The sequence below is a fragment of the Pseudomonas vlassakiae genome (genome assembly GCF_014269035.2).
Lineage (GTDB): Bacteria > Pseudomonadota > Gammaproteobacteria > Pseudomonadales > Pseudomonadaceae > Aquipseudomonas > Aquipseudomonas vlassakiae.
Genome location: NZ_JABWRP020000001.1, coordinates 410,944 through 424,834, shown reverse-complemented (window position 1 = coordinate 424,834; position 13,891 = coordinate 410,944). Strand labels below are relative to the sequence as shown.

At 64.6% G+C, this 13,891-nt stretch carries 9 protein-coding genes; 3 read left to right on the top strand and 6 right to left on the bottom strand.

The features are described 5' to 3' along the window. Positions 1-158 precede the first annotated feature (158 nt). Genes HU738_RS01945 through HU738_RS01935 form a run of 3 tightly spaced genes read left to right on the top strand, consistent with a single transcriptional unit; the run spans position 159 to position 5,628 of the window. The gene (locus tag HU738_RS01945; RefSeq protein WP_176510167.1) at positions 159-1,397 is read left to right on the top strand and encodes an exonuclease SbcCD subunit D C-terminal domain-containing protein; all 1,239 of its coding nucleotides are present in this window, start codon (positions 159-161) and stop codon (positions 1,395-1,397) included. Then, positions 1,394-5,038, top strand: coding sequence for an AAA family ATPase (locus tag HU738_RS01940; protein ID WP_186603783.1), 3,645 nt, complete (start codon positions 1,394-1,396; stop codon positions 5,036-5,038). Before HU738_RS01945 ends, HU738_RS01940 begins: the two co-directional genes overlap by 4 nt. Then, entirely contained in the window at positions 5,035-5,628 is a 594-nt protein-coding gene (locus HU738_RS01935) for a glutathione S-transferase (RefSeq protein ID WP_186603784.1), read from the top strand. The genes HU738_RS01940 and HU738_RS01935 overlap by 4 nt, the downstream gene beginning before the upstream one ends. A 132-nt stretch (positions 5,629-5,760) precedes the next feature. On the opposite strand, the gene HU738_RS01930 is transcribed toward HU738_RS01935, so the two are convergent. The 6 genes from HU738_RS01930 to pepN all read right to left on the bottom strand — a co-directional run bounded on the left by HU738_RS01930 (position 5,761) and on the right by pepN (position 13,880). Beyond that, positions 5,761-5,937 carry a hypothetical protein gene (locus HU738_RS01930; RefSeq protein WP_176510170.1) on the bottom strand — a complete coding sequence of 59 codons (177 nt, stop codon included), beginning with the start codon at positions 5,935-5,937 and terminating at the stop codon, positions 5,761-5,763. Between the two features lie 123 nt (positions 5,938-6,060). After that, positions 6,061-7,191: a lactonase family protein gene (locus HU738_RS01925; protein WP_186603785.1), complete on the bottom strand. Its 1,131-nt coding sequence runs from the start codon at positions 7,189-7,191 to the stop codon at positions 6,061-6,063. Next, a complete protein-coding gene (locus HU738_RS01920; protein WP_176510172.1) occupies positions 7,157-7,447 on the bottom strand; it encodes a DUF5629 family protein in 291 nt (96 codons plus the stop codon). The genes HU738_RS01925 and HU738_RS01920 overlap by 35 nt, the downstream gene beginning before the upstream one ends. A gap of 67 nt (positions 7,448-7,514) precedes the next feature. Continuing rightward, entirely contained in the window at positions 7,515-9,890 is a 2,376-nt protein-coding gene (locus HU738_RS01915) for an efflux RND transporter permease subunit (RefSeq protein ID WP_186603803.1), read from the bottom strand. A 20-nt stretch (positions 9,891-9,910) separates the two neighbouring features. Continuing rightward, positions 9,911-10,936, bottom strand: a complete 1,026-nt coding sequence (locus tag HU738_RS01910; protein ID WP_437182016.1) for a WD40/YVTN/BNR-like repeat-containing protein — start codon at positions 10,934-10,936, stop codon at positions 9,911-9,913. A gap of 286 nt (positions 10,937-11,222) precedes the next feature. After that, the gene (gene pepN / locus HU738_RS01905) at positions 11,223-13,880 is read right to left on the bottom strand and encodes an aminopeptidase N (RefSeq protein ID WP_186603787.1); all 2,658 of its coding nucleotides are present in this window, start codon (positions 13,878-13,880) and stop codon (positions 11,223-11,225) included. Between the last annotated feature and the right edge of the window lie 11 nt (positions 13,881-13,891).

Below are 13,891 nucleotides of genomic sequence, written 5' to 3'. Positions count from 1 at the left end.
GCGCTCGATCTCACAGGCGCTGAATTTCTCCCGCCAAGCATCTGGCAGCCCTGACGCAATCGTGATTCAAACCCATCTTGGGTTACCATACCGCCCTTGCGCAACGCCCACTCCCAAGCCAAGCCCCGGCTTGCTGACTCGACACCAACAGGTCATCCATGCGTCTGTTTCACACCTCCGACTGGCATCTGGGCCAAAGCCTGCACGGCCAGGAACGCGACTTCGAACACGCCTGCTTCCTCGACTGGCTGCTCGGCCAGCTGCGCCTGCGCCAGCCGGACGCGCTGCTGATCGCTGGCGACATCTTCGACACGGTCAACCCGCCGGTCAAAGCCCAGGAGCGGCTCTACGACTTCATCGTCCAGGCCCACGAGCAGCAGCCGAAGCTGGACATCGTGATGATCGCCGGCAACCACGACTCCGGCTCGCGTATCGAATTGCCTGCGGCACTCATGCGCCGCCTGCGCACCCACGCGCTGGGCCGGGTGCACTGGCTCGACGAGGGCCAGCTGGATGCCGAGCGCCTGTTGATCCCGCTGACCAACGGCCGTGGCAAGGTCGCCGCCTGGTGCCTGGCCCTGCCCTTCCTGCGCCCGGCCGAAGTGACCGGCCCGCAGCTGGGCGATGACTACCTGCAAGGCATCACCCAGGTGCACCAGCAGCTGATTGGCGCGGCGCAGAAAAAGCGCAAGAAAGACCAGGCACTGATCGCCATCAGCCATGCGCACATGGCCGGTGGCGCGGTGTCGGAGGACTCCGAGCGCAGCCTGATCATCGGCAACGCCGAGGCCTTGCCGGCCAAGCTGTTCGACAAGTCGATCAGCTACGTGGCGCTCGGCCACCTGCACAAGCCGCAGAAGGTCAACCGCGAAAACCGCATCCGCTACAGCGGCTCGCCGATCCCGCTGTCGTTCGCCGAAATCAACTACTCGCACCAGGTGCTGGAAGTCGAACTCGAAGGCAGCGAGCTGGTCAGCGTCGAGCCGCGCCCGGTACCGCGTGCGGTGGCCCTGCAGCGGGTCGGCCCGGCGCCGCTCGGCGAACTCCTCGAACAACTGGCCGAGCTGCCGGTGATCGACCTGCTCGAAGACCCCAACCGTCAGCCCTGGCTGGAGGTGCGGGTGGTTCTCGACGAGCCGCAACCCGACCTGCGCCAGCAGATCGAAGCTGCGCTTGAGGGCAAGGCCGTACGGTTGATCCGCATCAGCGCCGAATACGCCGGCCGCACCAACAGCGAAGACGACGACCTGCAATTCGTCGAGTTGGCGCAGATGACCCCGCAGGACCTGTTCAGCCGCGCCTGGGAACAGGCCTACGGCAACCCCGTCGACGAGCAGGCCCTGGCAGATTTCGCCCTGCTGCTGCAGGACGTCCAGCTGGAAGAGGAACAGCCATGAAGATTCTCGCCATCCGCCTGAAGAACCTGGCATCCCTGGCCGGCCCGGTCGATATCGACTTCACCGCCGAGCCGCTGGCCAGCGCCGGCCTGTTCGCCATCACCGGGCCTACCGGCGCCGGCAAGAGCACCCTGCTCGATGCTCTGTGCCTGGCCTTGTTCGGTACCGTACCGCGCCTGAGCGACATCGGCCGCGAAGCCAAGGTGCCGGACGCCGACGGCGAAATCCCCACGTCCGACCCCCGCAACCTGCTGCGCCGGGGCACCGGCAGCGGCTTTGCCGAAGTCGACTTCGTCGGCATCGACGGCCACCGCTACCGCGCCCGCTGGGAAGCCAACCGCGCCCGCGACAAGGCCAACGGCAAGCTGCAGTTGAGCCGCCAGAGCCTGTATGACCTGGACAGCGAACAGCTGCTGGGCAGCGGCAAGAACGAATACAAGCAACTGATCGAAGCCCGCCTGGGCCTGAATTTCGAGCAGTTCACCCGCGCGGTGATGCTGGCACAGAGTGAGTTCGGCGCCTTCCTCAAGGCCGACGACAAAGAACGCAGCGAGCTGCTGGAAAAGCTCACCAACACCGCCATCTATACCCGCCTCGGCCAACGTGCCTTCAGCAAGGCGCGGGACGCTGCAGAAACCTACAACGCCCTCAAGGAGCGTGCCAGCCACCTCCTGCCGATGGCCGCAGAGGCCCGCGCCGAACTCGACCAGCGTGTGGAACAGGCATTGCAGCAGTTCAAGGCCGACCAGGCCGGCGAGCGCCAACTCGAGCAGCAACGCAACTGGCTCGATGAACAACGCCAGCTGCAGGCCCAGCACGGCGAAGCCAGCGCCACCCTTCAAGCAGCCGAACACGACTGGCAACAGCTGGCTGAGCAACGCCTCGACCTGCAACGCCTGGAGCGCCTGGCGCCGCAGCGCCACCAGTTCCACCGGCAGCAGACGCTCGGCGCGCAACTGGCACCACTCGCGGCACAAATCGCCGAGCAACAGCGCCAGCAAACCGAATTGCAAACGCGCACCGTAGAGCTGGAACACGCATCGCTGGCGTCTCGCGAGGCCCTGGCACAACGCCAGGCCTTGCACAGCGAAAATGCCCCGCGCCTGCGCCAGGCCTTCGCTGCCCAGGACAACCTGATACGTCTTGACCAGGAACTGGCGGGGCAGCGCAGCGCCTTGGAGCTGGCTACACAGCAGCTTGCCGAAGGCCAGCAGCAACTGCAGCAAATGCAAGCAAACCAGCAGCGCAGCCAGCAGCAACTGGCCCAGATCGACAGCGCCCTGGCCGACAGCCAGCATTTGGCCGACCTGGCCAGTGCCTGGCAGGCCTACCTGCCACAACTCAAGCAGGTAATGCTGATCGGTGGCCGCCTGGCCAAGGGCCGCGACGAGCTGCCTGGCCTGCAGGCCCAGGCCAGCCAGGCCAATGTTCAATTGCAGGCCCAGCGCGAGCACTTCGAGCTGCTGTTCCGCGAAGCCAAGGCCGAACCACAGGCCCTGGCCGAACAGATCGACCTGCTCGGCAACATGCTGCAGGACAACCGCAGGCAGCAACGCGCCGTCGAAGAGCTGTCGCGCCTGCACGGCCGTGAACAGGAGCTGCGCCAGCAGCTCGATGCCCTGCGTGAGCGTCAGCAGCAGGCCATGCAGCAACGCCAGCAACTGATCGGCGAAGGCACTGCGGCCAAGGCCGAGCTGGAAGCTGCCGAAAAAGCGCTCAACCTCACTCGGCAGTTGCTGGAGCGCCAGCGCCTGGCGCGCACTAACAGCGTCGAGGAGCTGCGCGCCCAGTTACGCGACGGCGAACCCTGCCCGGTATGTGGCAGTGCCGAACACCCGTTCCATCAACCCGAGGCCCTGCTGCAAAGCCTCGGTCGCCATGACCAGGCTGAAGAAGCAACCGCGCAGAAACAGGTCGAAACCCTCAACGGCAAGCTGGTCGACCTGCGCACCCAGCTGGGCGTGGTCAACGCTCAGCTCAAGGACTATCAACAGCAACAGCAGCAACTTGCCGAACAGGTGCAACCGCTGGTGGCCCAGCTGCAGGCGCACAGCCTCTGGCCCGCCCTCGCCCCGCAGGACGACAAGGCCCGCAGCGCCTGGCTCGACAGCCAGCTGCGGCGCCTGGACGAAGAGATCGGCAAGGACGAGAAGCGCCAGAGTGCCCTGCTTGCCCTGCAAAAGGATGCCGCGCGCCTCAACCAGCAACTGCAGGCGGCGCAGGAGGCCCAACAGCAGGCCCAGCGCCATCTCGACCAGCAGCACCAGGCCTTGGCCAGCGATGAACAACAGCTCAAGCAGGGCCTGGACGGCCTGGCCAACGTGCTGCCGGGTGATGTGCTCAAAGCCCTCGGTGATGATCCGGCCAACGCTTTCCTGGCCCTCGACCAGCAAATCGCCCAGCGGCTGCAGCAACTGGAGCAGCGCAAGGACGAGCAGGAAGAACTGCAGGCACGCCAGGTGCAACTGGACAAGCTGCGCGATCAGCAGCAAGCCCGCGAGCAAACCCTGGCACAGGTGCAGCAGCAGCTCGCCGCCCTCGAAAGCCAACGTCAGCAGGCCCAGGCCGCGCTGGCCGAGCTGCTCGGTGAGCAGGCCAGCGCCGAAGCCTGGCAGCAGCACATGGACAGCCAGCTGGAGCAGGCCCGTGCCATCGATGCGCAAACCGCCCAGCACCTGCAGGATCTGCGCACCCAGGGCGTGCAACTGGCCAGTGAAATCAAGGCCAATACCCAGCAACAGCAGGCGCTGGAAAGCGAGTACCAGCAGCTGCAGGGCGACATCGCCCAGTGGCGCGCCGAGCATCCAGAGCTGGACGACGCCGGGCTGGATCGCCTGCTGGCTATCGACGACGCCCAGTTGGGCGAGCTGCGCCAGCGCCTGCAACTTGCCGAGAAGGCCGTCGAGCAGAGCCGTGTGCGGCTCCAGGAACGCGACCAGCGCCTGCAGCAACACGCCGCGCAGATGACCGTCGAAGCGTCGGCCGAAGACCTTGAGCAAGCGCTGGGCGAACTGCGCGAGCGCCTGGCCGGCCATGAGCAGCAATGCGCCGAATTGCGCGCGCAGCAGGCCGACGATCAGCGTCGCCAGCAGGCGAGCCAGGCGCTGGCCGGGGAAATCGAGCAGGCCTACCAGCAATGGCAGCGCTGGGCGCGGCTGAATGCGCTGATCGGCTCGGCCTCCGGCGACGTATTCCGCAAGATCGCCCAGGGCTACAACCTCGACCTGCTGCTGCACCATGCCAATGCCCAGCTGCGCCAGCTGGCGCGCCGCTACCGCCTCAAGCGCGGTGGCAGCGCCCTGGGCCTGTTGGTGCTGGACACCGAAATGGGCGACGAACTGCGTTCGGTGCACTCGCTGTCCGGCGGTGAAACCTTCCTGGTCTCGCTGGCATTGGCCCTGGGCCTGGCATCGATGGCCTCGAGCACCTTGCGTATCGAGTCGCTGTTCATCGATGAAGGTTTCGGCAGCCTTGACCCTGAGTCGCTGCAACTGGCCATGGACGCCCTCGACGGCCTGCAGGCGCAGGGCCGCAAGGTCGCGGTGATCTCCCACGTGCAGGACATGCACGAGCGCATTCCGGTGCAGATTCAGGTACGCCGCCAGGGCAATGGCCTGAGCGACGTGGAGGTGTGCGGGTGATCCTCTATTCGTTCCGCCGCTGCCCGTGGGCCATGCGTGCGCGCCTGGCGCTGCGCTATGCCGGTTGTGCAGTGGAGATCGTCGAGGTGGCGATGAAGAACAAGCCGGCAGCACTGCTGGCCTTGTCACCCAAGGGCACGGTGCCGGTACTGGATACCGGCGCCGCGGTACTGGAAGAGAGCCTCGACATCATGCGCTGGGCGCTCGAGCAACACGACCCACAGGATTGGCGCCTGCACGCCGACCCGGCCGCCGCGCAGCATGCCGAGGTGCTGATTGCCCGCAATGACAGCACGTTCAAGGCGCAGGTGAACCTGTACAAGTACGCCGAGCGCTACCCTGAGTATTCCCGCGAGCACTATCGCCAGCAGGCCGAAGCCTGGCTGGCGGAGCTGGAACAACTGCTCGAAGGCCGGCCATATCTGCTGGCCGCTCACCCGAGCCTGGCCGATGCCGCCCTGTTGCCCCTGATGCGCCAGTTTGCCGGGGTCGAACCGCAGTGGTTCGCCGAGGCGGCTTATCCGCGGCTGCGGAGCTGGCTGGAGGGGTGGCTGGCTTCAGACCTGTTCAAGTCAGTGATGGCTCGCTGAACATCTTCTTCAGGCATGTCACGGCGCCTGTAGGAGCGGGTTTACCCGCGAACACCGGCGAAACCGGTGCCATCCACCGTGGTGGCTTTTGCGCGGGTAAACCCGCTCCTGCAGGGGCCGGGTCAGCCGGGGTCAGTGGCTGTGCTTGCCACTCAAGGCCGCATGGAAATTGGCGCTCTGGCGCAGGTACTGCTCGGTGTAGCTGTGGGTGGACGTGGCCTTGCGGGTATCGGCATGGGCATGGGCCGGCAGCACGACGGAAGCGGAGATGGCAGATGCGGCAATCACAGGGAAGAGATTGAAGTTCATGGTGGCTGACCTCGACAGATGGGGTTTGACATTCAGCCGCTTGGGCCTTGGGTCAAACTTACGCCGCTGAGGTCAGCCGCAGAAATTCATTGCGCTGGTAGGCGTTATCACCGCCATCGATAGTCAGTCGATGAACTTGAGGTCCGAAGGCGCATCCTGGGGCAAGGTCTGTACCGTCTCGCCAAGCTTGCCGCTGCGCGGGTCGCGGCGCATGACCACGATCTGGTTGCTCTTCTGGTTGGCCACCAGCAGGAAGTTGTCGCTCGGGTCCAGGGCGAACTCGCGCGGGTGGTCGCCTTCCACCGAACGGCGCTGCAGCAAGGTCAGCTGGCCATCGTCCTTGCCCACGCTGAACACCACGATCTCGTTCACCGTGCCACGATTGCTGACATACAGGAAGCGCCCGTCCGCCGACAGGTGCAGCCCACCGGACGCCTTGGCGGCGGCATCCTGCTGTTCGGTCAGCGGCAAGCGCTGGCGTTCCAGCAAGGCATCATCCCGGACCTCGAACATCACCACTTCACCACTCATTTCCAGCGTCAGGTACGCATGCCGGCCCTTGGCATCAAACAGCAGATGCCGCGGCCCGCTGCCAGGCGGCAAATCGACCGCAGCGGGGATCGCCGGGCTCAACGGGTGATCGACGCTGGCGCCGTCGTAGCGATAGATGAACACCTTGTCGGCGCCCAGGTCGCAGGCATACAGATGCTGGCCATCCGGTGACAGCACCAATGAATGCACATGGGCGCCGGCCTGGCGCTCGGGGTTGACGCCGCTGGGCTTGTGCCGCAACTGCTGCACCACGTCCTTGAGCTTGCCGTCCCTGGTCACCGGAATCACCGCCAGGCTGCCGCCCGGGTCGGCGGCGACAGCGTAATTGGCGACGAACAGGTAGCGCTGGTCACGGCTCAGGCTGGCGTGGGTCGGCTCGTCGCCACGGCTGGCCACCTGGTTCAGCGGCTTGATCTCGCCCTTGGCACTGACACTGAAGCTGCTGACATGGCCATTGACGGTTTCATTGACCGCGAACAACTGGCGCTGGTCGGCCGACAGCACCAGCCACGACGGGCTGACGCTCTTGACCACCTGTTGCGGCGTCGGGTCGATCTGCCCCGTCTTGCTGTCGAAGGCGTAGCGGTAGATGCCCTGGCTCTGGCCATCGGTGTAGCTGCCCACCAGCAACGTGGCGGCGTGGGAGGTGATTGTCAGGCTCATCAGGCTAGCGCTCAGCAGGCTGGTCCAGATCCGCTTCATCGTCGTCTTCATCCGGGGCGCGAAAGGCACTCATACAGACTAGACGATGCTCGCCCTGAGCATCGGCGAGTTGCCATTGATCATCGGCACCGACGGCGGCAGCGATCTGCTCGGGAGTGAAGGACCACCGGCGCAGCTGGCGGCCATCCATGCATTCGATGGTCAGGCCGGTTTCGTCGCACGTGAAGTCGAAGGCATGCAAGCCGTCGATCAGCAGCATGTCGCAGGATTGCAGGGCAGTGGCGAGGGGAGACATGGGAATACCGATCAGAAATGAGCCGGCAGTATAACCCGAGGGCCGCAATGCGGCCCTCGGTGATGGCTCAATGGGCGAAGATCGAACCGCCCTCCTTGCCCACCATCTTCTCCGGCTTGATCAGGAACCGCGCCAGCGCCGGCAGCAGCCACAGCGCGCCGAACATGTTCCACAGCAGCATGAAGGTCAGCATCAAGCCCATGTCGGCCTGGAACTTGATGGCCGAGAAGATCCAGGTGCACACGCCGATCGCCAGGCACAAGCCGGTGAACAGCACCGCTTTACCGGTCGAGCGCAGGGTCTGGTAGTAAGCCTCCTGCAGCGGCAGGCCAGCACGCAGGAAGCTTTCCAGGCGGCTATAGATGTAGATGCCGTAGTCCACACCAATGCCCACTCCCAAGGCCACCACCGGCAAGGTGGCAACCTTGACGCCGATGCCCATGAACGCCATCAGCGCGTTGCCCAGCACCGAGGTCAACACCAGCGGCAACACAATGCACAGGGTCGCGGCGAACGAGCGGAAGGTGATCATGCACATCACCGCCACGCACAGGTAGACCAGGATCAGGATGGTCAGCTCGGCCGACTTGATCACCTCGTTGGTGGCCGCCTCGATCCCGGCGTTACCTGCCGCCAGCAAAAACTGCAGGCCCTCCTTGTCGTGGCTGTCGGCGAACGCCTTGGCGACGGCGGTCACGCGTTCCAGGGTCTCGGCCTTATGGTCGTTGAGGAACACCAGCACCGGCGCCAGCGAGCAGTCGGCGTTGTACAGGCCATCGGCGCGGGCGATGGAGTTGTTGAGGATGTCCGGGTTGCGTGACAGCGTCTCCCACTTCAAGCTGCCCTCGTTCATGCCCTTGATCACCTGCTTGGACACGGTCACCAGGGAGATCGCCGACTGCACGCCGGGGGTGTTCTGCATGGTCCACATCAGCTCGTCGATCGGCGCCATGGTCGAGTGGATCGAGCAGCTCTCTGCCGGTGTCCTGACCATGATCACCAGTACGTCGGAACTGGTCGAATAATTGCTGATGATGAAGTTGTTGTCCTGGTTGTAGCGCGAATCCGGGCGCAGCTCCGGCGCGCCCTGGTCAAGGTCGCCGATCTTCAGGTTCTGGCTGTACCACAGGCCGCCGGCGAAGGCGATCAGTGCCAGGGTGATGGACACCGGGGCCACCTTGGCGCTGGCAAAGTTCGACAGCAGGCGCCAGAACGGGTGCTCGCGGGTCGCGTCCTTCTTGCTGCGCTCGATGGCCTTTTTGCTGATGCCGACGTAGGAAATGGCCACCGGCAGCAGAATCAGGTTGGTGAACACGATCACCGCCACACCGATGGACGCGCCGATGGCCAGTTCGCGGATCACGCCGATGTCGATGATCAGCAAGGTGATGAAGCCCACGGCGTCGGCGAGGATGGCGATCATTCCCGGCAGGAACAGCTGACGGAAGGTGCGCCGGGCGGCGGTCAAGGCATTGTCGGCGTCACTGGACTGCAAGGCGATGCCGTTGATCTTCTGTACCCCATGGGAAATGCCGATGGCGAAGATCAGGAACGGTACCAGCATCGAGTACGGGTCAAGGCCGAAGCCCACAGCATGCATCAGGCCCAGTTGCCAGACCACTGCCACCAGGGTGGTGATGAGCACGGCGATGGTGCTGCGGATGCACCAGGTAAACCAGTACAACAGGACCCAGGTGATCACCAGAGCCACGCCGAAGAACATCGCCACCATGACCAGGCCGTCGATCAGGTCGCCGACCTTCTTGGCGAAGCCGATGATGTGGATCTTGACGTTGGGGTTCTGTGCCTGGAACTTGTCGCGGATCTTCTCTTCCAGCTGGTGCGAGAACTGCTGGTAATCGAGCTTGACCTGCTTGCCAGGGTCCTGCGGGTCGGGGAAGCTCTCCAGCAGCGGCACGTCGACGATGCTGGACTTGAAGTTGTTGCCTACCAGGCGCCCGACCTGGCCAGACTTGAGCACGTTGTCGCGCAGGGTGTCGAGGCTGTCCTGGGAGCCGTTGTAGGTATTAGGGATGACTTCACCACCGGAAAAGCCCTCCTCGGTGACCTCGCTCCAGCGCACGCTCGGGCTCCACAGCGACTTGAGGCCGGCGCGGTCGACCCCGGGGATGTAGAACACCTCGTCATGGATCTGCCGCAGCGTTTCCATGTAGTCCTTGTCGAAGATGTCGCCGTTGACCGCCTCGACCGAAATGCGCACGGTGTTGCCGAGGTTGGCCAGGTCGTTGCGGTGCTCCATCATCTGTTCGATGAACGGGTGCTGCAGCGGGATCATCTTCTCGAAGCTGGTCGAGGGGCGGATCTGCGTGGCCTGCCAGAACAGGAAGATGCTGACCAGGAGGCACAGGGCGATGACCACCGGGCGGTTGTTGAAGATCAGCCGTTCAAGCAGCGTGGCCTTGTCCTGATGGTGCGGGTGCATGGTAATGCTCTCCCTGCTGGTCATGGACGCACCTCCCCGGCAGCCGGTTCTGCACCTTCGGCGTTGGCCAGGTGCACACCGCCCTGCCCCACCAGCAGCAAACCACCATTGGCCAGGCCACTGACACCGGCCAGGGCGATGCGGTCGCTGCGGTTGTAGACGCTGAAGGTCTGGCCATCATCGGTGCTGCGCAGCACGCTGCCGCCATTGCCGACCAGCACCAGGCTGCCATCTTCGACAAGCGTAGCGCCTGCCAGGCCGAATTCGAGCTCACCACGGGCGGCCTTGAGCGTGATCGGCTGCCAGCTGTCACCGAAGTCGGTGGAGCGGAACAGGTTGCCGCGCAGGCCATAGGCCAACAATGTATTGGCTTTGGTGGTCGCGATCACCCCGAACAGCGACCCCTCGTAGGGACCCTGGACCTTGGCCCAGGTCTGGCCGGCGTCGCTGGAGCGGTACATGCCGCCCTGCTCACCGACGATGAACAGGCCGGCATCGCGCACCCGGGTAATGCCGTTGAGGTGCAGCTGATCAGGATTGTCCAGGCGTTCGGCGATGTCCTGCCAATGCTGGCCGCCATCAGTGGTTTCCAGCAGCGCGCCGTAGGCGCCCACGGCGAAGCCATGCTGGGCGTCGAGGAAAGTGATGTCCAACAGCGGTGCTTCACGGGACAGGTCTTCGAACTGCTTGCTCCAGGTCGCGCCGCCGTCGCTGCTGGCGAGGATCTGCGCATCGTGGCCGACCGCCCAACCGCGCTTGTCGTCAAGGAAGAACACGGCGGTGAGCAGTTGCCGGGTGGGTACCCGGGCCTGGGTCCAGGTATTGCCCTGGTCGTCGGAGAACAGAATGTGGCCGCGATCACCGACCACCACCAGGCGCTTGCCGGCATGGGCGGCGCCGATCAGCAGGCTCTGGCTGGCCTTGGCCGATTCGGTCGAGTATTCGTCGGCCGCAGCGGCCTGCGCGCTGTCGGCCCACATCCCCAGTGCCAGCGCCAGCATCGCGCCGGCCGCCAACGGCCAGGCACCACGCCTGGCCTGCGTCATCACCCGCTGCTTCATGACCATCCCCTGTTGTGTTCTTGTTGGTGGGTCTGTGCTGTGAAAAGCCTGTGTTAGAGGCTTGGGGGGATCGTATCGGGGAAGGTTGAACGATTACAACGCGCGGGACGTTATGTTTTGTTAACCGGAAAAACGGGGGCTGCTGTGCAGCCCTTTCGCGACACAAGGCCGCTCCCACAGGAGACCGCATCCATTTGAAATCATGCGGTCTCCTGTGGGAGCAGCCTTGTGTCGCGAAAGGGCCGCAAAGCGGCCCCAGGATCTACCAGGCTTACGCCAGGCTCTTGCTCACCACTTCATACACATCGCTGGACAGCTCGCCAGAAGCGAGAATCCGCTCCAGTTCGCCCTTCATCAGCACCTGCCGCGCATCGTCATACTTGCGCCAGCGGGTCAGCGGTGCCAGTTGACGCGAGGCAATCTGCGGGTTCAGGGCATTCAGCTCGATCACCAGGTCCGCCAGGAAGCGATACCCCGAACCATCGGCAGCATGGAAGTTGACCAGGTTCTGCCCGGCAAAGGCACCGATCAGCGCCCGTACCTTGTTCGGGTTCTTCAGGGTGAACGCCGGGTGCTCCATCAGCGCCTTGACCCGCGCCAGCCCGCCCGGCAGCGTGCTGGCCGCCTGCACGCTGAACCATTGGTCCATGACCAGCGGGTTGTCCTTGAAGTGCTCGGCAAAGCTTTCCAGCGCCTTGGCACGCTCAGCCTCGAACGGCGAGTTCACCAGCACGGCCAGCGCGGTGAGGCGCTCGGTCATGTTGTCGCAGTGTTCGAACTGCTCCAGGGTCGCCTCCAGTACCTGCGGCTTGCCGCTCAACATCAGGTACGACAGGGCGATGTTCTGCAGGCTGCGGCGAGCGAAGTGTTCGGCAGCGGCCACATAAGGGGTGTTGCGCGACACTTCACGGTGGGCCTGGTAGCGCGCCCACAGGGCGTCGAACAGCTGCGCGGCGATCTGCTGGCGGGCGAACTCGCGGGCGGCGTGAATGGCATCGACGTCGGCCACCTGGCTGATCTCGGTCAGGTAGGCCTCGCCTGGCAGCGAGAGCATTTCGGCGACCATGGCAGGGTCCAGCGAAGCGTTGCCCAGCACGGTGCCGAGCGCGGTGATCAGGCGCTGGTCAAGCGTCAACGCCTCCCCGCGCTGATGCTGGCCAATCAGTTCCTGCAGCACCTGCACCGACAGCTGCTGGCCCGCCTCCCAGCGGTTGAAGCCATCGCTGTCGTGCTGCATGAGGAACATCAGCTGGTCGCGGTCGTACGGGAAGCTCAGCTTGACCGGCGCGCTGAAGCCGCGCAGCAGCGACGGCAGCGGCTTGGCCGTGATGCCCTGGAAGGTGAAGGTCTGCTCGGCTTCGGTCACCGACAGCACGCGGCTGGTGCCGGCAGCCGAGCCCTCGCCGGCCAGTTGCAGCGGCAGGTCGTTGCCCTCTGCATCGAGCAGGCCCAGTTCGACCGGGATCACGAACGGCAGCTTCTGGGCCTTGTCCGGGGTCTGCGGGCAGCTCTGGCGGAAGGTCAGGCTGTAGGTCTGCGCGGCCGCGTCATAGGCTTCGCTGACGTCCAGGCGCGGGGTACCCGCCTGGCTGTACCAGCGCTTGAACTGGGTGAGGTCGACGCCGTTGGCATCTTCCATGGCCTTGATGAAGTCGTCCGTGGTCACCGCCTGGCCATCGTGGCGCTCGAAGTACAGGTCGCTACCTTTGCGGAAGCCATCAGCGCCCAGCAGAGTGCGAACCATGCGCACCACTTCGGCCCCCTTCTCGTACACGGTCAGGGTGTAGAAGTTGGAAATCTCGATGAAGCTGTCCGGGCGCACCGGGTGGGCCATGGGGCCGGCATCTTCGGCGAACTGGTGGGTGCGCAGGTAGGCGACGTCCTCGATGCGCTTGACCGTGCGCGAGTTCATGTCAGCGCTGAACTCGGCATCGCGGAACACCGTGAAGCCTTCCTTGAGCGACAGCTGGAACCAGTCGCGGCAGGTCACGCGGTTGCCCGACCAGTTGTGGAAGTACTCGTGGGCGACCACACCTTCGACGCGCTGGTGGGCGGCGTCGGTAGCGGTTTCGGCGCGGGCCAGTACGCAGCTCGAGTTGAAGATGTTCAGGCCCTTGTTTTCCATGGCGCCCATGTTGAAATCATTGACCGCAACGATCATGAAGATGTCCAGGTCGTATTCGCGACCGTACACCTCCTCGTCCCAGCGCATGGACTTCTTCAGGCTGACCATGGCGTGGTCGCACTTGTCGATGTTCTCGGGTTCGACGTAGATGCGCAGGGTCACGTCGCGGCCGGACTGGCGGACGAAACTGTCCTCGACGCACCACAGGTCACCGGCCACCAGCGCGAACAGGTACGCCGGTTTCTTGAACGGGTCTTCCCAGGTCGCCCAGTGGCGGCCATCTTCTGCCGGCCCGCTGTCGATCGGGTTGCCGTTGCTGAGCAGCACCGGATAGCGATGCTGCTCGGCGATCACCGTGGTGGTGAAGGTGCTCATCACGTCCGGGCGGTCGAGGTAATAGGTGATCTTGCGGAAGCCCTCGGCCTCGCACTGGGTGCAGAACATCTTGCCGGACTTGTACAGGCCTTCCAGTGCGGTGTTGCTTTCCGGGTGGATCTTCACGCTGGTGTCGAGGGTGAAGCGTTCGGCCCTGGGCTGTACGATCAGGCTGTCGGCGTCAAGCTGGTACTCGCCCGGCTGCAGCTCCTGGTCGTCCAGCGCGGCGCGCAGCAGCTCCAGCTGCTGGCCGTCCAGCTCCAGCGGCGGCAGGCCGGCACCGCGTGCCGGGTTGCGGCGCATGACCAGTTGCGCGTGGACCAGAGTGTGGTCCTCGAACAGCTCGAAGGTCAGGTGCGTCTCGTCGATGAGGTACTCGGGCGCCTGGTAATCCTTGAGGTAGATCACTTGCGGTTGTTCGGTACGCATGTGCAGGTCCT